This is a genomic window from Muriicola sp. E247, from assembly GCF_041358175.1.
In the GTDB taxonomy this organism is placed as follows: domain Bacteria; phylum Bacteroidota; class Bacteroidia; order Flavobacteriales; family Flavobacteriaceae; genus Muriicola.
In genome coordinates this window covers 1-18,865 of record NZ_JBGKBE010000015.1, presented here as the reverse complement: position 1 = coordinate 18,865, position 18,865 = coordinate 1, and the positions used below count along the sequence as shown (strand labels likewise).

The 18,865-nt window shown below is 40.6% G+C and carries 24 protein-coding genes; 13 read left to right on the top strand and 11 right to left on the bottom strand.

Annotation, left to right across the window (positions count from 1 at the left end):
- Window positions 1-333: 333 nt before the first annotated feature.
- The gene (locus tag ACA086_RS14660) at window positions 334-1,335 is read right to left on the bottom strand and encodes a Rieske 2Fe-2S domain-containing protein (RefSeq protein ID WP_369746897.1); all 1,002 of its coding nucleotides are present in this window, start codon (window positions 1,333-1,335) and stop codon (window positions 334-336) included.
- Window positions 1,336-1,438: 103 nt separating this feature from the next.
- Here ACA086_RS14660 and ACA086_RS14655 point away from each other — a divergent pair, with 103 nt between their 5' ends.
- The 13 genes from ACA086_RS14655 to ACA086_RS14595 all read left to right on the top strand — a co-directional run bounded on the left by ACA086_RS14655 (window position 1,439) and on the right by ACA086_RS14595 (window position 12,837).
- Window positions 1,439-2,023 carry a TetR/AcrR family transcriptional regulator gene (locus tag ACA086_RS14655; RefSeq protein WP_371004091.1) on the top strand — a complete coding sequence of 195 codons (585 nt, stop codon included), beginning with the start codon at window positions 1,439-1,441 and terminating at the stop codon, window positions 2,021-2,023.
- Between the two features lie 157 nt (window positions 2,024-2,180).
- The gene (locus tag ACA086_RS14650) at window positions 2,181-3,269 is read left to right on the top strand and encodes a sensor histidine kinase (RefSeq protein WP_371004090.1); all 1,089 of its coding nucleotides are present in this window, start codon (window positions 2,181-2,183) and stop codon (window positions 3,267-3,269) included.
- Between the two features lie 2 nt (window positions 3,270-3,271).
- Window positions 3,272-4,597, top strand: coding sequence for a sigma-54-dependent transcriptional regulator (locus tag ACA086_RS14645; protein ID WP_371004089.1), 1,326 nt, complete (start codon window positions 3,272-3,274; stop codon window positions 4,595-4,597).
- Between the two features lie 292 nt (window positions 4,598-4,889).
- Entirely contained in the window at window positions 4,890-5,366 is a 477-nt protein-coding gene (locus tag ACA086_RS14640; protein ID WP_371004088.1) for a GreA/GreB family elongation factor, read from the top strand.
- Window positions 5,367-5,368: 2 nt separating this feature from the next.
- The gene (locus ACA086_RS14635) at window positions 5,369-5,731 is read left to right on the top strand and encodes a hypothetical protein (RefSeq protein ID WP_371004087.1); all 363 of its coding nucleotides are present in this window, start codon (window positions 5,369-5,371) and stop codon (window positions 5,729-5,731) included.
- Between the two features lie 165 nt (window positions 5,732-5,896).
- Window positions 5,897-6,547, top strand: a complete 651-nt coding sequence (locus ACA086_RS14630) for a hypothetical protein (RefSeq protein ID WP_369746891.1) — start codon at window positions 5,897-5,899, stop codon at window positions 6,545-6,547.
- Window positions 6,548-6,763: 216 nt separating this feature from the next.
- Complete coding sequence (locus tag ACA086_RS14625) at window positions 6,764-8,056, top strand: Glu/Leu/Phe/Val dehydrogenase (RefSeq protein ID WP_371004086.1); 1,293 nt, start codon at window positions 6,764-6,766, stop codon at window positions 8,054-8,056.
- Window positions 8,057-8,066: 10 nt separating this feature from the next.
- Window positions 8,067-8,486 (top strand): GreA/GreB family elongation factor, encoded by a 420-nt coding sequence (locus tag ACA086_RS14620; protein ID WP_371004085.1) that lies wholly within the window; start codon window positions 8,067-8,069, stop codon window positions 8,484-8,486.
- Window positions 8,483-8,875, top strand: a complete 393-nt coding sequence (locus ACA086_RS14615; protein WP_371004084.1) for a hypothetical protein — start codon at window positions 8,483-8,485, stop codon at window positions 8,873-8,875. The genes ACA086_RS14620 and ACA086_RS14615 overlap by 4 nt, the downstream gene beginning before the upstream one ends.
- 17 nt (window positions 8,876-8,892) lie before the next feature.
- Entirely contained in the window at window positions 8,893-9,738 is an 846-nt protein-coding gene (locus tag ACA086_RS14610; protein ID WP_371004083.1) for a universal stress protein, read from the top strand.
- 35 nt (window positions 9,739-9,773) lie between these two features.
- Window positions 9,774-10,283, top strand: a complete 510-nt coding sequence (locus ACA086_RS14605; protein ID WP_369746886.1) for a DUF3124 domain-containing protein — start codon at window positions 9,774-9,776, stop codon at window positions 10,281-10,283.
- Window positions 10,284-10,342: 59 nt separating this feature from the next.
- Window positions 10,343-11,593: a mechanosensitive ion channel family protein gene (locus ACA086_RS14600; protein ID WP_371004082.1), complete on the top strand. Its 1,251-nt coding sequence runs from the start codon at window positions 10,343-10,345 to the stop codon at window positions 11,591-11,593.
- Window positions 11,594-12,030: 437 nt separating this feature from the next.
- Complete coding sequence (locus ACA086_RS14595; protein WP_371004081.1) at window positions 12,031-12,837, top strand: hypothetical protein; 807 nt, start codon at window positions 12,031-12,033, stop codon at window positions 12,835-12,837.
- 7 nt (window positions 12,838-12,844) lie between these two features.
- Here the strand turns inward: ACA086_RS14595 and ACA086_RS14590 are convergent, their stop codons facing one another.
- The 10 genes from ACA086_RS14590 to ACA086_RS14545 form a co-directional block, all read right to left on the bottom strand.
- Window positions 12,845-13,579 (bottom strand): type ISP restriction/modification enzyme, encoded by a 735-nt coding sequence (locus ACA086_RS14590; RefSeq protein ID WP_371004080.1) that lies wholly within the window; start codon window positions 13,577-13,579, stop codon window positions 12,845-12,847.
- A gap of 12 nt (window positions 13,580-13,591) precedes the next feature.
- The gene (locus ACA086_RS14585) at window positions 13,592-14,200 is read right to left on the bottom strand and encodes a MarR family winged helix-turn-helix transcriptional regulator (RefSeq protein WP_369746881.1); all 609 of its coding nucleotides are present in this window, start codon (window positions 14,198-14,200) and stop codon (window positions 13,592-13,594) included.
- Window positions 14,201-14,264: 64 nt separating this feature from the next.
- The gene (locus ACA086_RS14580) at window positions 14,265-14,528 is read right to left on the bottom strand and encodes a DUF2024 family protein (RefSeq protein ID WP_369746880.1); all 264 of its coding nucleotides are present in this window, start codon (window positions 14,526-14,528) and stop codon (window positions 14,265-14,267) included.
- Between the two features lie 4 nt (window positions 14,529-14,532).
- On the bottom strand, window positions 14,533-14,748 hold the full coding sequence (locus tag ACA086_RS14575) for a hexameric tyrosine-coordinated heme protein (RefSeq protein WP_369746879.1): 216 nt from the start codon (window positions 14,746-14,748) through the stop codon (window positions 14,533-14,535).
- Between the two features lie 11 nt (window positions 14,749-14,759).
- Window positions 14,760-15,488, bottom strand: coding sequence for a hypothetical protein (locus ACA086_RS14570; protein ID WP_371004079.1), 729 nt, complete (start codon window positions 15,486-15,488; stop codon window positions 14,760-14,762).
- Between the two features lie 66 nt (window positions 15,489-15,554).
- Window positions 15,555-15,788 (bottom strand): thioredoxin family protein, encoded by a 234-nt coding sequence (locus ACA086_RS14565; protein ID WP_369746877.1) that lies wholly within the window; start codon window positions 15,786-15,788, stop codon window positions 15,555-15,557.
- 109 nt (window positions 15,789-15,897) lie between these two features.
- Window positions 15,898-16,218: a 2Fe-2S iron-sulfur cluster-binding protein gene (locus ACA086_RS14560; protein WP_371004078.1), complete on the bottom strand. Its 321-nt coding sequence runs from the start codon at window positions 16,216-16,218 to the stop codon at window positions 15,898-15,900.
- Window positions 16,219-16,563: 345 nt separating this feature from the next.
- Complete coding sequence (locus ACA086_RS14555; protein WP_369746875.1) at window positions 16,564-17,025, bottom strand: hemerythrin domain-containing protein; 462 nt, start codon at window positions 17,023-17,025, stop codon at window positions 16,564-16,566.
- Between the two features lie 12 nt (window positions 17,026-17,037).
- Entirely contained in the window at window positions 17,038-17,769 is a 732-nt protein-coding gene (ric, locus tag ACA086_RS14550) for an iron-sulfur cluster repair di-iron protein (protein WP_371004077.1), read from the bottom strand.
- A gap of 50 nt (window positions 17,770-17,819) precedes the next feature.
- Entirely contained in the window at window positions 17,820-18,254 is a 435-nt protein-coding gene (locus ACA086_RS14545) for an Rrf2 family transcriptional regulator (RefSeq protein WP_369746873.1), read from the bottom strand.
- Between the last annotated feature and the right edge of the window lie 611 nt (window positions 18,255-18,865).

Here is an 18,865-nt window from a genome sequence, read left to right as displayed (position 1 = left end):
TGAGACTTCCTTATACTAAAAAACCCCCGAAGATCGGGGGTTTTCAAATGTACAGGCGGAGAGACTCGAACTCTCACACCTTTCGGCACTAGATCTTAACTTTTTTATTTAAAGTTATTAAAACAATACAAAATAGTTTAAACTATTGTTTTCAAATTGTTATAATTATATTTATCCCTAAATGGATTTTAAGACATTTTAATTGATTCTTAAAATCTTTGCGAATGGGCAGTTGGACATATAACAAAAAAAGAGTGTCGAAAATGTGGTTCTCATTTGGCTAGTGCTAAAATTCACATGATAGAATCTAAGTAAAAAAAGTATCCTTTGCTATTAATAGCTTAATTTTTGTTTTTTCATAGCACGACGATAGTTCATTGCCACGGTATCAAATTTCAAATGGAGTTCTTCGGTGAAATCAAACGGCACTTGCTCAGGTCGTTGTGACTCAACAATACGCTTGTCTTGATCAAAGATTACTTGTTCAAATTCCTGTAAAATGGTATCCTGGTCATCATGGTCATAATTACGCCCGATAATGCAAAAGCCGCGACACTTGTTCTGTGAGATCGGTTGCGAGGTAAAGAAGTAGACCATACCCTTTTCTCCGCCCCATCCTAACCGAAGAACAATGGTGTATGGCAAGTGAAGTTCATATCTACTTCGTCGTTCAGGTTTTACAACATCCTCGTTGGCGAAAATTGGAAAGTCATCGCTATTGGTGGCTTCTGGTCTTTCTATGGAATAATGGAGAACAGCGTTTTTAACAGTCACTTTGCAATCTGGCACTTTGGGCCTTTCAGGATCTCCCAAGAGACCTGGATGTACCCATGGAAAATGTCCAAAATCCGTAAAATTCTCCACCTGTCTAGAACTGTCACATTTCCAATCGAAAGGTCCAGTATTAACTAGTTTCCAATCATTGTTCTCAAATTCGGAAATTTCGGGAAGGTCATAAACAGGCTCTTTTAGTGCAACCCAGATCAAACCGAATATTTCTTTACAATGATATGTAGGTGTTTTTGCCTTGCTTGGTATTTCAGCTTCCGGTGCTTGCGGAATCTTTACACAGTTACCTTTTTTGTCGAATTGCCAAGCGTGATAGGGACAAACCAAGCAATCGTCCTTTATCCATCCTAAGGACAAAGCAGTTCCCCTATGAATACAGACATCACGCATGGCATGTACTTCGCCATCGGAGGTTCGCCAAACCACGATGGCCTTGTCCAAAAGAAAAGTACCAAAAGGTTCGTTTGCTTTTATCTCATTGCTGTATCCAACCGGATGCCAGCACGCCATTAATTTTTCAGGAAATACATTTGAGGTATTACTCATGGTCTATTAAATTACATTAACAAGTGTTCATGTAAATATATATGATTGATCGTAATCCACAAACTTTTACTTCTTTTGTAATGGATGAAATGAATTTGGACAAATGAAAAAAAGCACCAAGAAAGTACGGTTTTTGGGTGTTGTACTAGAACTTATTCATAAGAAGGGTTTTATGGCCACTACCATGCGCGATATTGCGCAAGAGTTAAATTTTGAAGTTGCCAATGTGTACAACTATATTGATTCTAAGCAAGCTTTGTTAGAGGAGTATCTTTTTGACATACAAGATGAGTTTCACAGTGCGATCGACCCCATTATGGGTTCTAGCCTTACTGCGACGGAGAAATTAAACCTGGTTATTTCATCATATATTCAAATAACTACTAAGCGCCCCTATGAGCAAGCCTTATTGGTAAACGAATGGCGTAATTTAAAAGAACCCAAACTTCAAGAATTTGTTAAGCGAAGAAAAGTGTATGAAAATAAGTTGCAGGGTATTATTGCAGATGGAGTTGAGCAAGGTGAGTTCAGACCCCTTGATATTGAAATAGCAACACAAACGATTTTAGCTTCATTGCGTTGGCTACACATGAGGTATCTCGATACAGAAGTAAAGCTTAACCCTGTTAAAATCGATAAGCAGTTGACTGATTTTATTCTCTTGGCGGTGGCTAATACTACAATTTGAGAAGAGAAAGACGATATCTCAAAAAGGGACCGTTTCAAGGACTGCCCAAATTGCCGTAATCGATACCGCTTCTTACTCAGAAACTTCAAGAAGCTTTCCGCGCTACAATCAAAAATTATTAGTGATCTTTGAACACTTAATTTGACGAGTTCTTTAAATGACAACAGCCGAAGCGAAACTCAAAGAACGTGTAAAGGAATTGACCTGTTTGTATCAAGTCTCTTCCATAATCGTGAATTCGGATTATGACCAATTGGAGACTTCCCTTGAAGCCATTGTATACTGCCTGAAAAGAGCGTGGCGATTTGAGGAGGCAACTGAAGTTCTTCTATCGGTCGGCGGCTACAAAGTGAAGACTAACGACTTTCGTCATGATATGGTAAACATTAAGTCCGATATTAAGGTTTTCAATAAAGTCGAGGGGCAAATAATCGTAGGCTATCCATCAGAAAAATATGCCCTTTCCGATTTTTTGGACGAAGAACAGACTTTGCTTGATAATGTAAGTCTGGCTGTAGGAAACCTCTTAGAACGCAAACAAATTCGTGATAGCGAAGCGGCCACTAAAAGACAAATGGAAAGGGCGGACCGATTGCACATACTCGGTGAAATCACGGCGGGTATCGCTCACGAACTGAATACACCTTTGGCGAATATTCTAGGTTTTGCAGAATTATTAAAAGAAAAAGTTAAAAACAATGAAAATAGGCGTGACCTTGAAAAAATAATGGACAACGCTATCTTCAGTCGTGAAATCGTAAAAAAACTATTGTTCTTTGCCTGTGAAATGCCGCAGGAAATGGGTACAGTACATCTGAACCCTATGGTAGATAATGTATTGAAATTGTTAGGGCCATCGTTACAGGGCAAAAAAATCAAGTTGACCAAATCGTTCGACAACGAAAATATCGAGCTAAAGGCCGATACCGTACAGTTGACCCAAGTGCTCTTCAATCTGATTATGAACGCGATCTATTATTCCCCCGTGGGTGGACAGATTGATGTGAAGATCGTGGAAGAAAAAAAGAAAATCAGTATCCGCATTGCGGACCAGGGTAAGGGTATAGACACTAAAAATGAAGACAAGATCTTCGAACCTTTTTTCACTACTAAACCAACGGGCGATGGTTCCGGATTAGGGCTAAGTGTGGTACATGGTATTATAAGTAGCCACAAGGGTTTGATCTCGCATAGACCAAATACTCCAAAAGGAACTATTTTTACGGTCGATTTTCCTAAATTGTAATCATGGCCTTTCGGAAAGAAAACATTCTACTCGTAGATGACGATATCGATATTCTCGAACTTTTGCAGAGACATTTGCAGTCGATGGATTATCACACGTATAAGGCTGTCTCGGTCAAAGAGGCACTATACATACTCAAGGATACGTTTATAGATTTGCTGATTACCGACATCCAAATGCCACATGTCGATGGGCTACAGTTGCTGAAATTCGCGAACGAAAATTATCCCGAGATACCCAAACTTGTGGTTACGGGGTATCCTTCGGTCGATGGGGCTTTGGAAGTCATCAAATCGGGAGCAATCGATTACTTGACCAAGCCATTTACCAAGGAAGAACTGAAAAAAGCCGTCGAAAAAGCTTTTGAACAAGGGGCAAATTCGAAAGATTCGAAACGTAAAATCGCAGGCACTAAAGCAAATATCTACGCCGATTTGATCGGGGAATCAGAGGTCTTCCTGAAAGTTACTGATATCATCGACAGGGTAAAAGACAACAAGGCCACGGTTTTGATAAAAGGCGAGAGCGGTACGGGAAAGGAACTGGTAGCGCGCGCCATTCATTATTCTGGGAAGTTTTCCCGAGCACCGTTTATTGCAGTCAATTGCGGTGCCATTCCAGAAAACCTTCAAGAAGCAGAACTTTTCGGCTATATGAAAGGTGCTTTTACAGGTGCCAATGAAAATCGCAAAGGCTTCTTTCAGGCTGCTCAGGGCGGAACACTTTTTTTGGACGAGATAGGAAACGCGTCATTGGGAGTGCAGACAAAGTTGTTGCGCGCCCTACAAGAAAAGGAAATAACAAAAGTCGGTTCCCAAAGTGCCGAAAAGGTCGATATCCGGATTATCGCCGCCACCAATGCCGACCTTTACGAAGAAATTAAAAACAAAGACTTTAGGGAAGACCTTTATTATCGCCTGACCGTTGTAGAAATCGATGTACCGCCGTTACGGGAACGTAAATCCGATATTCCTTTATTGGTCGAGAAGTTTTTGCGAAAATATGGCGTTGAATATAAAGACCGCCTACTTCGTATCTCGCCGGAAGCCTTACAAGTTTTGGAACGTTACCATTGGCCTGGCAATATCCGGGAACTGGAAAATATCATACAACGGGCGGTTATAATGTCTGATGGAGCAATCGACATTGGCAATCTTCCCGAATATCTAAAATACCAAATCGACTTTCCCGATACTGACTTCGTTCCCCTTAGAGAAATGGAAAAGGAATATGTACAAAGGGTATTGATCCACACACAAGGCAACAAGACCAAAGCGGCTGAAATACTTCAGATTGACCGTAAGACGTTACGGGATAAATTGAAGTGATCCATTGATTAGAAATTCCCCGTCTGGGGAAATTTTCCCCGCTTCCATATTAATCCATTAATTTTATATCACTCTCTATTAACTGATATTCAAATAGTTATAAAATTTGGCATGTCCATTCAATTTATGGGCATGCCATTTGCCTTTTATGGTATGAACTGAAAATAAAGATTTATGCTGTTGATTATCCCATCCATACAAATGGCTAAAAGGCGAGTTAAAAAGAAATGTAATCAACAAAATCTTGAAGCGCAACGAATGGAAGAAAAACGACATGTACAAAAAAAAGAAAATGAAATACGGTAGTCTGGTATTTGGAAAGGAAAATTTTGTGATGGTTAAATACTATCAAGAAACCAACGAGATATGGGAGGACTATGCCCATAAAAATACATTGGCCATCCTAGCGAAAAATATGTCGAACGCAATGGTTTTTGATTCCGATGAAGTGCCGAACGACATTGTTCAAATTTATACAGAGGTCAGTGTGAGTTCTAAGTCAGGATGGGTAGAAACATTTTGTTTGGTACCACCTTACGAAGAGAATTTCAAAAAAAACAGAATCTCGGTCATCAGTTCACTAGGCGCATCGCTTATCGGGCTTTCCGAAGGCGATACATTACAATATGGCCTGCCAGGAAACATCATGAGCCTAAAAATCAAAAAAGCTTTACAAAGTAAAAAAGCTATAGAATTAGAAATACCAAAAGAGTCTCTCGATAAAATTATATCGAATTGTGAAGAAAATAAATTAACTCTAAATAAATAATTATGATCAAATATGCAATTGCTCTGGTATTCTCAGTAAGTGTCCTAAATGCCCAAGATAGTGTTCATTTAGCCTCAACTGATGTGGAAGTGGGGGACGTCTTTGAAATTGGACAGCCCGAAACGAATAAGTACAAACACATTAAATTTCCTAGAGCGAATTTCATCATAAAGCGTGGCGGAATCGCGAATTACAAGCGAGCGGAAGGGCAAAAAGTGGTCGTAACTGCCATAAAGGAAAAAAAAGATGGTACGACCTTAGTAAAGATCAAGCGCACCGATGGCAACCGATTTTTTGGAAGCCACACGGTAGTATCGGTGGACTTTAAAGAAGCTTTGGAGTCCGGCGAACTGGAAACCTTTTAAGAATTTGGTTGGTTGCCTGCCTGCTGCAGGCAGGGTTGATGGAACCCACCTGATCTCGAAGCGTTTGTTTAACTCGAATAAAGGGTAATGATCAGGTGGGTTTAATAATCCCAAGGACCAATCTAAAATTAAAAAATAATTAATCGAATCAAAAAAATATAAATCTTGTTTACAAAACTTGCAACACGACAAAAAATACAGATAGGTCTGATATTGGCCATGGCATTTGTTTTGATCCTGGGTTCAAATAGGTTAGACCAAAGACATTTCTCGACCATTCAAACTACCGTAACTTCGGTCTATAATGATCGTGTAGTAGTTCAGGACTACATCTACCAATTGAGCACAATTTTCCATAATAAAGAATTGGAGTTGGTTAAAAATGACATTCCCGACACATCCCAAAATGAAAAAGCAGGGCAGCTTCTTATCGATTTCGGGAATACGGAGCTGACCATCGATGAACAAAAATACCTAAATACACTAAATGGTCAATTTGGAAAGCTGCAAGATCTTGAAAACAAAATTGCAAACCCCTCAAATAATATAGAGGCCGATTTGGGCATCATTGCCAGAAAAACGCTTGACGAAATACAACTAAGTCTGGACGCTCTTGCCCAAATACAGCTATCTGAGAGTTTACTACTAACGAAACTTTCACAAAAGTCGCTCGGAATGAACATCATGCTGTCAAAACTAGAAGTTGTTATTATGATAATCATCGGTATTGTGATGTTGGCTTTGATCTTTTATCCGGTCAGAACCTCACAAAAGTCTCCCAATAAAAACAAAAGCACTTTACAATCTATAAAATAGTGTTGCCATGAAAAATTACAAACGCAGTATTTGTTCCACTTGTAGGCATGTGCCCTATTGTTCGTTGACCTCTGATATGAGCAACATAAGCTCATGTAGCGAATATGTACACCGCTTGGACGAGGACTACACGCAGATAACAAATGAACCAATAGAAATGTTCGGTACCTACGGTAACGAATATGACCAAAAAAAACTTGAATTAAACTAAAACCGATGATAGCAAATACAGTAAAAAAGAAAAGAATTTTGAAACAGGGAATGTTGGACAACGTCATGCGCCAATTCGACCATGCAGCCGATATTATTGACCTCAATCCTAACATCCGCAAAATACTGGAAGTGACCAATAATGAAATCGTGGTCCATTTTCCGGTGCGTATGGACAATGGCGAAGTAGAAGTTTTTACAGGCTACCGCGTTCAGCATAACAATGCATTGGGTCCCTACAAAGGAGGATTGCGCTATCACGCGACCGTTGATATCGATGCCGCAAGAGCATTGGCGATGTGGATGACGTGGAAAACATCATTGGCGGGGTTGCCGTACGGAGGTGCAAAGGGAGGAATACAGTTAGATCCAAAAAAATATTCTAAGAATGAACTCGAACGGATTACACGTCGATTCACTTACGCCCTGGGCGATAACATCGGTCCAGAATTGGATATTCCCGCTCCAGATGTAAACACCAATGCACAAACCATGGCGTGGATATTAGACACGTATATGTCCACGAAACCGCCTGCCGAACGCTCTACGAACATGCATGTGGTTACCGGCAAACCCATTGGTGCTGGAGGTTCCGAAGGACGTGACAGGGCAACTGGATATGGGGTTTTCTTGACGATCAAATTTTGGGCAGAACAAAAGAACATCGATCTAAAGGACAAAAAGTTTATTGTTCAGGGCTTTGGAAATGTGGGTTACTGGACATCACATTTTTTGGAAAAAGAAGGTGCGATTTTGATATCTGTTCAAGATGCTTCCGGAACCATTTTCAATGAAAACGGTATTTTGGCGGACGATCTTTTGGTCTATTCCGATGCGAATAATCGAAGTATTTACGGTTTTGCCGATGCCAAACCGATAGATAGCGCCGAATTTTTCGGACTGGATTGCGATATCATTGTTCCAGCCGCTTTGGGCAACCAGATTACCTCCCAAAATGCCAAAAAGATAAAGGCCTATCTGATTGCTGAAGGGGCCAACGGGCCTACAGATGTTGAGGCAGAGGAAATCCTATTGAAAAAAGGCATTGATATCATCCCGGATATCCTTTGCAATTCCGGGGGGGTCATCGGCAGCTATTTTGAATGGCTTCAGAACCGTAACGGAGAAATCTGGCAATTAGACGAGGTCATGGCCAAACTGGAAAAGAAATTAAGAGAATCCTTTTCTAAAGTTATGGAAACTGCAGATAACAGAAAAGTGGATATGCGTAGCGCTGCCTTTATCATTGCCATCGAACGCCTTGAAGAGGCTTATGTTCAACGGGGGATATTCCCATAATATTAAGATAATGAAACACGGAAATTTGTTCATAGAAAAAAAGGAGTACGTATTGCTGAAACGCCTTATGAACCTTTCGGGATATTATAAAGACGATATCCTACGCGACTCGGTCAAAAAACTCGTGAGCGAATTGGAATCGGCTAAAATATGTGACGAGCATGATATGCCCGAGGATGTTATCCGCTTCAACAGCACCATAACGATCGCCTCCCAAAACGGGTGGCACAGAACATTCAAATTGGTCATGCCCAATGATAGCGATGTGAAAAATGATAAGGTATCAATCCTGACCCCAATGGGAGCGGCAGTCATGGGCTACGCCGAGGGAGATTCCATTACATGGCAATTTCCTTCTGGTGAGCAAAATTTAACCATTGAAAGGGTAGAACAAGAAAACAAATATATTAACGTGAATATGGTATTATGAATGTAACAAAATTATTTTACAACCATGAGCCAGATAGTAGGATCATGATGAAGAAGGATAAGGTAGAAGTTGGTAATTGGACAGACGATCTGGAATATATGAACGAAGAATTGGAATATCTGTTGGATATAGAAGACCAGATGTTGAACAATGCCGTGCTGTATCAAGAACTGCAGACCCTGAGAAGGGAGAACACCCTGAATTTAAGAACCTTATACCGCTATGAGGGTGCTATGCGCGACGCCATTGAATGCGATACCGTAGCATGTGATGCCTTCTATCTGAGCAAGCATGAAAGGAACCGCAATCTGTACTTAGAACATAAAAAAAAATTTAGGGACGTAAAATCAAAAGTGTTATCCACCATTTTGTTGGACGCGAAACGATAATTTAAAAGTAAAAAGTCATGGGAAAAAAACTATTATTACCTACCGATTTTTCGAAACATTCATGGAACGCCATCCAGTACACAAGAAAATTATATGAAAATGAGAATTGCAATTTTTATATACTAAATGCGTATTCTGAAGAGTCTCACGGACTTGATAGTCTCAAACGGTTGGATCCCGACGACGCCTTCAATAATATAGTGGCCAATCGGTCGCAGAAAGAGCTTGGGGAAATTATGATGCGATTGATGTCGGAGAACGAAAATTCCTTACATAAATTCCATGTGCTGTCCCGTTCCGAGTTATTCCTAGATGCTGTAAAAACAATTGTCGATGAACTCCAAATCGATTTGATTATCGTGGGGGCGAAAGGCATGACCAAGGAACGGGAGGGTAAATATGGCAAGAACGCATTGGCTGTTATCGAAAATATCAGAAAATGTCCGGTTTTGCTGGTTCCCGCAGAGACAATGTTCGACCATCCGAAGGAAATCGTTTTGGCCACCAATTTTAATTCGGAATACAATATTTCGGGGCTAAAACATTTGGCCGAAATCGCCAAGATCAGCAATGCGCGAATACAAGTGCTGAGTTTAGAGGATAACGACTCCTTGACCGCTAAACAAAAAGAGAACAAAATGCTGTTGCGAAAATATATAAAGGACGTTGACCATAGTTTCAACGTACTGCACAACGTAAAGATGGCCGATGCGCTAAGCTGTTTTGTAGAGATTAGGCATAGTAATATGATCAGTTATATCGACAAGAAACCATCCTTCTGGGAAAAATTGGGCTTTGGAAAACCTACTCTCTGTAAATTGGGATATTATAAAAATGTGCCTGTTTTGGCATTGCACGGGTAAAAAGAAGAAACATCACTATTAATTAAAGAAGTTATATGATCCGATTAATTTGGCTTTTCTCTTTCCTATCTCTGACTGCCTCCTGTGGAGGATTAGAAGATCAAAATGAACCGCACCATGAAAATTTCGAAAAACGAACCGTTGAGTTGAATACTCTAGATTCGTTAGAATCCGGGAAATCGTATCTGCCGGTCCATTCTCGCATTGAAAGTCATCCAGAATATAAAACACATTACCTTACCATAACGGCCAATATTCGTAATGTTAGCACCAAGGATACCGTTTATATTACAAAAGCCCAATATCTGGACACATATTCCAAAACGATACAGAGCTATATTGAAAATCCTATTTATGTTGCTCCTATGGAAACCATTAAGATAGTAATACACAATTCAAACCAAGAAGAGCACAAGGGAAGTAATTTCATTTTCGATTGGAGAACAAGAACCAATTCAATCGAGCCCTTTTTTGAAGGCGTCATGATATCGACCTATGGGGCACAAGGGCTTTCCATTACAACGGAAGGAAAACGTATTGAATGATTCTTGTTAGTTGTATCTTTAGTACCGTTTTTTAGCTCAGTACTAACTAATTTCAGGTAATGGAAGACAGACTATCCCGCATACTCTATAACTATCTTTTAGAAACAGGTATGAGCGAAAATCTCGCATCGTACCTGAACCTATTGATTTTATTGTTTGCTGCGTTGTTGTTGGCTTGGATCCTTGATTTGATCATCTGGAAAATACTGCGTTATGTATCAATAAGGCTGGCCAGAAAATCAAAAACTAATTTTGATAATTTTTTAGCGACCAACAAAGTGCCCCGTTTTGCAGCACACATCATACCATTGTTGGTTTTGTTCGAGCTTGTTCCCATTGCATTTATCGGTTTCGAATATGGTGATGCCATCGCCTTGAAAATACTCCAGATCTTATTTGTATTGCTAACCCTTTTCACGGTCAAAAGCCTATTTCGAAGTACGAATGATTACCTTAAGACCAAGCCAAGGTTTCGCGACAAACCAATGGACAGTTACATTCAGGTGTTTATGATTTTTGCCTGGATCGTCGGTGTCTTGACAATTATCGCCATCGTCACGGGTGTTGAAATCTGGAAGTTTTTTACGGCCCTTGGTGCAGGTTCCGCCATTATTCTATTGATATTCAAAGATTCCATTTTGGGCCTTGTTGCCAGTATTCAGGTTAGTATTAACGATATGGTGCGTATCGGCGATTGGATTACCTTCGAAAAATACGGTGCTGATGGGGATGTCATCGAGATTACCTTGGCCACAGTAAAAGTGCAGAACTTTGACAAAACCATTACCACCATTCCGACCTATGCCTTGATTTCCGATTCGTTCAAAAATTGGCGAGGCATGCAAGAATCGGGAGGAAGGCGCATCAAACGGGCATTAATTATCAGCCAAAAAAGCATCCGAATTTTGACGTATAAAGACATTGAATCCCTTAAGAATATCCAGCTTATTGAACCTTATCTTATCACAAGAAGCGCAAGCATAAATTCGTATAACAAAGAAAACGAAATTGATAAAAAATATGCGATAAACGGTAGAAACCTTACCAATATTGGCGTGTTTCGAAAATATGTCAACGATTATCTCCAAAACCATTCCGCTGTCAATATAGGCATGACACTAATGGTGCGTCAACTTGCTCCTACACCACAAGGAATACCTTTGGAAATCTATGCCTTTAGTGCTGACAAACGGTGGGAAAACTATGAATATGTAATGGCCGATATCTTTGACCATCTTTTGGCTGCATTGTCGTATTTTGAATTGGCTGTTTTCGAATTGCCCATTTCGTTAACGGGAAATTTAAAGTAATAAACCTGAGTCTCTCATTGTTTTTAATGGTAATCAACTTAAAAAGACATATCAAGATTGCGTTCACCTATTTTCTGTTGGCGGCATTATTAGGGGTTTTACTACGGTTCTTTCGTTTTTCCGAACTTCCCATAACCTACAAGTATTTAGTGCATACCCATTCACATATCGCCTTATTAGGGTGGACATATCTCGCTCTAACTACGTTGCTCTATAAATTATATTTGGGCAAGTTGAGTTTAGATAAAAAGTATCGGAACATTTTTTTGTTTACCCAAGTTACTTTGATTGGTATGCTGTTGACCTTCCCGTTTATGGGCTACGCGCTATTTTCCATTATTTTTTCTACCATTTTTCTATTTGTGTCGTATTGGTTCGCGTGGTTCTTTTTCAAAAACGTTCCGAAAAGCCTTAAAACAACCCATTCTTATAAATGCATGGCCGCCGCACTTTGGTACCTGGTAGTATCGAGTTTCGGGCCTTGGGCCCTAGGCGCGGTTATGAATGTGTTGGGAGGTGAATCTGTCTGGTACCGTTTGGCCATCTATTTTTACCTACATTTTCTCTATAACGGATGGATGATCATGGCACTTTTAGGGATATCCTTTTTTATTTTGGAAAGCCATCAGCTCGGAGTATCCAATAACAGCTTTAAACGGTTCTATTGGAACATCAATCTTGGGATTATTCTTTCTTTTTTCTTGTCGACTTTATTTATGAATCCACCATTGCTCTTGAACTTTTTGGGAGGCACGGGAGCATTATTGCAATTGGCCGCCTTTTCAATTTTATTGAAGGCTTTTACCACGGATAAGGAAAAATCAAAAGCCATGTTTTCTCCATTACAAAATGTATTGCTTAAGACTGTGGCCGTCTTATTGGGGGTCAAGATGTTGTTACAATTAATAACCGCTTTCCCCTCTTTTGCAAACTTGGCCACAACGCATCTCGATTTTACCATCGGCTATTTACATTGGACTTTTTTGGGCGTTGTGACCCTGAGTCTGTTCCTTTTTTTAAATTATTTCGGATTGCTAAAACTGTCCAAATCGACTTATTATTTTTATCTGATAGGATTTTTAATAACGGAGGCCCTGATTTTTTACAAGGGAATAGCAGCTTGGAAAAGCGTTCCACTTTTTGATGGATATTTTCAGGCTTTGGCAGTAGGAAGTATTGCCATTCCTATAGCGTTGTTCATTCTCTTATGGAACAACCTAAAACCAAAAGCAATAAATTTTTAAAAGGAATTTAACCGCTACCAACTTCTAAACTGATTTTAAGGGCATCGATTTTCTTCATGATACGGTCGGTCTCCAACAGGGCAACGATAATCTTTTGGTAATCCAGAATATCCCCAAAATCGAGGGTACGGCCTATACGGTCTTTAAGCCATTTTTGAGCAGGCTGACACCCGCCGAAATGGAGCTCCCATGCGGTTAATGGGATTTTATCAAAATACTGGGTCTGGTTGATCCAGATTCTACCAGCCTCCCCCGAATCCTCCGAAGAAGGGAAGATCGTCTCCCAGTCTTTTTTGCTGATTTTTGTCGTGATCTCGTTGCTACCGTCTTCAGGGTAGCTTGTGATATAATCCTTGACTTTCGGACTCTCCAACCAATGCAACTGTCTGAGTTCTCCTCCCAAGTGTACCAGTTGCCAAAAGGTGGCGGCATTCTCTGGATAGGGCACCTCTGGAAAATCGATCTTTAAAAACTCCTTGTACATTTCACGGTAACTCGGCGAATGCAGAACGGCATAAATATAATCGAGCAGGTCCATCGGCCCAAAGGTCTGTTTATAATCATCGCGGACTTCTGGGCTATCCGCAAAACAGACATTGCCTACGCCTTCAGGTTCGGACACAAAGGTTAGGCCTAATTTTGTTTTTATTTGTTTTAGAATTCGAATACCATCACAACAGTTATCGGCCTGTATACTGCCATACCATCTATTCAATTCCTCTAAGTATTTTGCTAAAATCATGTGCGGGTCGCCTTAGACCTTTTCCTCGAACTCCGGACAGTCCAATCGGATGTCTTGGCTCAAGAGTTCTTTCTCTAACAGCTTACAGTAGTCGACTTTTTTATTTTTTTGATAGAATTTACAGCCATAGCAAGTTCTCTGAACGGTCAGCATACCGATACGGTTCAGTTTGTAGATTAGTTCGGCCAAGGTTTTGAATACCTCATCGAGATCGGTCTGTTCAAAGGTATCGATCTGTTTCTTTAAGGGGTTGGCAAAGTCATTTGTTTCAGCTACGGTCTTTTTTCCCAAAGGAGATAATCGCAGGGTGTAACTACGTCCGTCGGAAGACGAAAAGTCCTTAACGAGCATTCCCTTCCTGTCCAAAATCTTGATAGCATCGCTTACCGTGGGTTTTGTGATGTTGAATTCTTTGGCAAGATGGCTTATTTTGCAAAGTTCCGGATTGTGAAAGGCGATAAAGATCAGCAACTGGATCTGAATAGGGCTCAAGCCTACCTTTTTTGCCTTTTCCCAAAGCAAGACCTTGAATACTTCCGAGATTCGTTCAAGACCGGCGACGATCTTGCTGGAAACTTCTTGCTGTTGCTGGTCTGGGTTAAATGCGCTTTTGTCCTTCATAAACAAGCCTTCCGGAATTTGTCCGACAGGCAAAGTTAGTAATCCTAATTAATTTAAAATGACCCTAATCGCAGTTTTCCATCTCGATTATAGCATAACCGTTTTTGTCAATTGCCTCGACAATTTCTTTGGATGCATGTTCAATATGGCAAAATCGACACTCTTTTGTGGTCAACGTATGGTTTTCAACCGATTTCGTTTTCAAATACGCATTTCCGAAAACGAATATGGTGGGTTCATCTTTCAAATCGCTCGGTACGAGAATATCGAAATGCATTCTGCGGCCGTCCTCCCGTTGTACATAAGTATCCCAAACTGAAATTTTCATAATCTTAGTTTTTCCAATAGTCATTCGCTTTCGACACGGTTTGATAATGTATTGCAATAACCTGTGAGGCGGCAATTAAAAACTGCGCGTTTTCATCATACTGTTCCCTTCCCTTTTTTAGTTTTTCCATATCAGGCTGTGTATATTTTACGCCCATTCTCGCCAGTTTGATGGCAAGTTCGAAACCTTCTTGTGAGGTGTTTGTCTCTAAAGATTCCAACCAATTTTCAATTATTTCCCTTTTACGGAATAAGGTAAGGATAAATCGTCGCTTGCGACGCTGAAAACTTCATAGACGCCCAACATCGGCAACTCTTCGTTACTCGTATTTACCTTCATGAAGGCCGTTACGCCATCAAAATTGAAGTCAATGTTGTTTTTTATGCGATAATCGGGCACCACTACTTTTATCGTGTTGCTTTTTGTGGTCACGGGATATCCGGGGGAATCCATGTACATGGGCATTCCCGGATTAGTGGGAGGAAGTACGACGGTCTCATCCGCTTTTTTGAACTGTTTTACGGAAAGGCCTCCGGCGACCCTTTTGTCCTCGCGCAAGACCACCCAATGCGGATGCCATATTACGCCATCATTGTCATAAATGTTATCGCTGTTCTCGTCCCACAATGGAGTGTCGTCAAAATCGGGATGCGATGTCAGGGCGAGGGCCACAATGCCTTCGGTCTGGTTGAACCCCACATCGGTAGGTTTTAAGCTCGTCGGAAAAACATAACCGAGAACCGGGGCACCGTCCAACTGCCCTACCTTGGTAGGCACGGTCTTTCCGGCCGTACCGTTTACTTGAATCTGCCAGAGGGTCACGCCCATATCCGCATCGTGGGTTACACTGACCTCCTTAATGGCAAAGTCCTTGTTTTTATATTCGCCTTCTTGGGCGGCGCCATTCAGGGCCATGCCAAGAAATAATATTCCTGAAAATAATACTTTAATGGATTTCATTTTTTATGGTTTAGAAAAGCTAGGATGTTCAATTTTATTAGGAATCCTAACTTTATAAGTTAAAAATTAACCTTTGACATCGGCCATGGAAGCACCAAAATTGATATGCAGCGTATTACCTTCTGGCGTCACTAAGGCGGGAACTGATTTGACCCCTGCGTTTTCGGCCTCGGAAATCCGCGATCGGTCCTCGCCGATATTTACAACTTCAACATTGTTGGAACCGACTAAATTAACGATCTCATGTTCTGCGCTTACGCATACGGGGCATCCCGCATGATAAAAAATCGATTTTTTCATTTTAGCATGTTTTGTGTTTTTGCAATAGTGCAGTACAAATATAGTAAGGATTCCTAACTATACAAATTAATTGACGACTTTTTTATCGATGTCATCATGCATTCAGGTTTTATATGTCGGCTGCTATTTTAAAGACGACTCCGCTCAATTGCTTGGAAACGGGAATCTGGCAAACAAACCGACTTGAGGAAGTACTTCCATCAATTTTTGAAAGCATATGGCCTTCGTTTTCATCCATTCCTTCCGTAATATTACCTTCCAGTATCTCTATATGACAGGTACCGCACCAGGCACGACCTTTACAGTCGACCCATTCCTCAAAATATTTATCGAAAAGCAGTTCCATAAGGCTATGGTACTCGTTGACCTTGAAATCGGCCTGACATTTTTTCCCCAACTCATTTATATAGGTTAGGCTGTATTTCTCCATAACAATGACTTTGGGTTTTGCTGGTATTTGAACCATACTGTTCAAAATAAATTGGCAACGATAACCGCACAGCTGAACACAACGCTCAAAATCAAAAGATTAAAAGTGATTTTCGTTTTCAATTGAGCCAAAACTGCCCCATTGAAGGCCATACAAAATATCGTAACTAAAAAAAGTAGAACGAGATTGATGACCTGATCTACACCGTTCATCAACAGTATCATGGCGGCCACCGACCCGATACAGCTTTGGCCTATAATCGCTATAGTCGCATAGCCTATTTGTTCCCTTTTGAATTCGGCCAATAGGCTATTGTATCTTTTCAACAATAAATTCGTCCTTTTTTTAAACCCAGAACGGGTCATCGGTATTGTCAGTGAATCTTTCATCGTTATGTATTTTTGAAATTATTTGTAATTGTTTCTCTGTTGCTACTTTCTGTATCTCGTTGAACAGCACCCGTTCCTCGAACCGGATGTGTTTTTCCAATTCTTCCTCGATCAGGCTCAGCGATTTGTCGATTTTATCGGTAGCGTTAAAAAGTCGCGTCAACCTGCGATGTTCCCTCAAGGCCCTTTTTACCAGTTCGTGGTCATTCCCCAGGATCGGGAAAACATGTTCCTCCTCTAGCTCAAAATGGGGAAGCGCATGGCGCTCAAAGAACCAATCGGCGTAGCGTTTGATCCGTTGTACTTCAATATCTTTAGTAAAGCCTGTCCTAATTTTCCAGCACAGCAGTAGGCCGTGGTGGTGGTCGCGGCTAAAAGGCTGGATTGCCGTATGTCTTTTGATTGGTACAACTTTCATCAGGAGGTGGATTTATATCGTTATGGTCAATTCTCTTTCCATCGATTCGGCCTTTGGAAACAAAATATTGTTCTCCAAATGAATATGCCTGTGCAGATCTTCTTCAAATTCTTTTAGTAGGGAGAATGCGACCCGGTATGTAGTGCAGGCATCTTCCGGTGGATTGTAGTCATTGCTAAGTTCCGCTATCAATCTAAAGCGCTCGCCTTCATTTTCATGCTCTTGCAACATCATGGCTATCGGATTTTTGACCGTGCCGAAATGTGGTCTGTCAAGCGGCTCGTTTTGCTGTTTGGCCTTGACCATTTTGCGCACCCAGGGGAAGAGTACCAATTCCTCTTTCTTCATGTGCATCGCCAATTCGCCCGCCGAAGCATTGAAGTGCTCATCAATTTTGAACAGCTCGGGATGGCGCTCACCATGTACCTTGAAAAGTTTATTCAGGTATTGTTTCAAAACCGGAATTCTTTCTTCTACATAGCGGTGGTGTTTTTTTTCGATATAGTCCGCAAGCAGGTCCAATGGCCATGTTTTAAAATCCGTGTTGTCGCTATTGTTTTGCCGCTGAACCTCATATATCTCTCTGAGCAGCATATCAACATCAAGATTATGCTTTTCAGCCACCTCTTGAAGGGTACGGTTCCCCTTACAGCAAAAATCTATTTTGTGGTTCTTGAAAACCTGAGCGGTTCGATAATCTTCAGCGACCATTTGGCCGATTGTTTTTTCCAATGTTTTTTCCATCTTTTACTATTTTAATTCGGACATTTTTATCCTATTTTAGGGTAAATTTTTTATCTTTTTAAGTAGGTCAAGCCTACTTCGAGTCCTACGGTCATTTCATATAGGTTTGTACTTTCTAACATCAATTTCAGATCATCCCTTATTTTTACGAATTTGTCATGTACGGGGCAAGGCTTGTTAGCATTGCATTTTTTTAATCCCAATCCGCATCCCACATAGACGTTATTACCGTCTATGGCATACACAATTTCACTGAGCTTTATAGTTTCTATTCGTTCTTTATCGATTTGAAAGCCCCCTGCCGAGCCCTTGACCGAATCGACGATATTATTTTTTGACAGCTGTTGCAATATTTTGGCTGTAAACGCAACGGGCGAATCAATTTCTTCAGCGATTTCCTTCAAGCTTACCCGTCTTCGTTCAAGCGATTGTAGAGCAATATACGTGATGGCCCTAATACCGTATTCACATGCTTTCGAGAACATTCGATTTGTTTAAGTTTATATTACAAAGATAACCGTATTTTTAATTCGGACAAATTTATCCGAATTAAAATTTTGGATAGTTTATTTTTTTTACGACAGGGTGTTTTTAGATTACGGGATGCTATCCTGTTGTTGATAAATTTGCATGAACTGCATTGTGCTCATTTTCTGCGCACTATTCTTTGCAACCCAGGCCGTTTCACCCTACATTCGTTCATCGGTGATCGTGAACCATTCATTCAGCCAAAGTCCGAAATTTTCTAAGTTAATAGTTTGGCCGAATTTTTTATCAACTTCATGATGGGCAGTAACTGGGTTTCCTAAGTACTTTTGCTTTAAAAATAGCTGCGTTTCCCCTCTCCGCCCTTATGAGACCTTCGTATTCAAAAAAACTCTAATTTCTCAGAGGCTTTAAAACTGTACAGTCGGAGTCCCGATAGCTATCGGGGCCACCACAAATGGAAATTGAAAATAAAAAAGCCTCTCTGAAAAGAGAAGCTTTTTTCTATACAGGCGGAGAGACTCCGTGAAGGACAGTGCCTTCACGATAAACTTTTCGCTCTCCACCATTATGAGACTTCCTTATACTAAAAAACCCCCGAAGATCGGGG

Bases quoted from the DNA above. Each gene is read 5' to 3' on its own strand.
- ACA086_RS14660 (WP_369746897.1), bottom strand. From the start codon at position 1,335: ATGAGTAATACCTCAAATGTATTTCCTGAAAAATTAATGGCGTGCTGG.
- ACA086_RS14655 (WP_371004091.1), top strand. From the start codon at position 1,439: ATGAAAAAAAGCACCAAGAAAGTACGGTTTTTGGGTGTTGTACTAGAA.
- ACA086_RS14650 (WP_371004090.1), top strand. From the start codon at position 2,181: ATGACAACAGCCGAAGCGAAACTCAAAGAACGTGTAAAGGAATTGACC.
- ACA086_RS14645 (WP_371004089.1), top strand. From the start codon at position 3,272: ATGGCCTTTCGGAAAGAAAACATTCTACTCGTAGATGACGATATCGAT.
- ACA086_RS14640 (WP_371004088.1), top strand. From the start codon at position 4,890: ATGAAATACGGTAGTCTGGTATTTGGAAAGGAAAATTTTGTGATGGTT.
- ACA086_RS14635 (WP_371004087.1), top strand. From the start codon at position 5,369: ATGATCAAATATGCAATTGCTCTGGTATTCTCAGTAAGTGTCCTAAAT.
- ACA086_RS14625 (WP_371004086.1), top strand. From the start codon at position 6,764: ATGATAGCAAATACAGTAAAAAAGAAAAGAATTTTGAAACAGGGAATG.
- ACA086_RS14620 (WP_371004085.1), top strand. From the start codon at position 8,067: ATGAAACACGGAAATTTGTTCATAGAAAAAAAGGAGTACGTATTGCTG.
- ACA086_RS14615 (WP_371004084.1), top strand. From the start codon at position 8,483: ATGAATGTAACAAAATTATTTTACAACCATGAGCCAGATAGTAGGATC.
- ACA086_RS14610 (WP_371004083.1), top strand. From the start codon at position 8,893: ATGGGAAAAAAACTATTATTACCTACCGATTTTTCGAAACATTCATGG.
- ACA086_RS14605 (WP_369746886.1), top strand. From the start codon at position 9,774: ATGATCCGATTAATTTGGCTTTTCTCTTTCCTATCTCTGACTGCCTCC.
- ACA086_RS14600 (WP_371004082.1), top strand. From the start codon at position 10,343: ATGGAAGACAGACTATCCCGCATACTCTATAACTATCTTTTAGAAACA.
- ACA086_RS14595 (WP_371004081.1), top strand. From the start codon at position 12,031: ATGGCCGCCGCACTTTGGTACCTGGTAGTATCGAGTTTCGGGCCTTGG.
- ACA086_RS14590 (WP_371004080.1), bottom strand. From the start codon at position 13,579: ATGATTTTAGCAAAATACTTAGAGGAATTGAATAGATGGTATGGCAGT.
- ACA086_RS14585 (WP_369746881.1), bottom strand. From the start codon at position 14,200: ATGAAGGACAAAAGCGCATTTAACCCAGACCAGCAACAGCAAGAAGTT.
- ACA086_RS14580 (WP_369746880.1), bottom strand. From the start codon at position 14,528: ATGAAAATTTCAGTTTGGGATACTTATGTACAACGGGAGGACGGCCGC.
- ACA086_RS14570 (WP_371004079.1), bottom strand. From the start codon at position 15,488: ATGAAATCCATTAAAGTATTATTTTCAGGAATATTATTTCTTGGCATG.
- ACA086_RS14565 (WP_369746877.1), bottom strand. From the start codon at position 15,788: ATGAAAAAATCGATTTTTTATCATGCGGGATGCCCCGTATGCGTAAGC.
- ACA086_RS14560 (WP_371004078.1), bottom strand. From the start codon at position 16,218: ATGGAGAAATACAGCCTAACCTATATAAATGAGTTGGGGAAAAAATGT.
- ACA086_RS14555 (WP_369746875.1), bottom strand. From the start codon at position 17,025: ATGAAAGTTGTACCAATCAAAAGACATACGGCAATCCAGCCTTTTAGC.
- ric (WP_371004077.1), bottom strand. From the start codon at position 17,769: ATGGAAAAAACATTGGAAAAAACAATCGGCCAAATGGTCGCTGAAGAT.
- ACA086_RS14545 (WP_369746873.1), bottom strand. From the start codon at position 18,254: ATGTTCTCGAAAGCATGTGAATACGGTATTAGGGCCATCACGTATATT.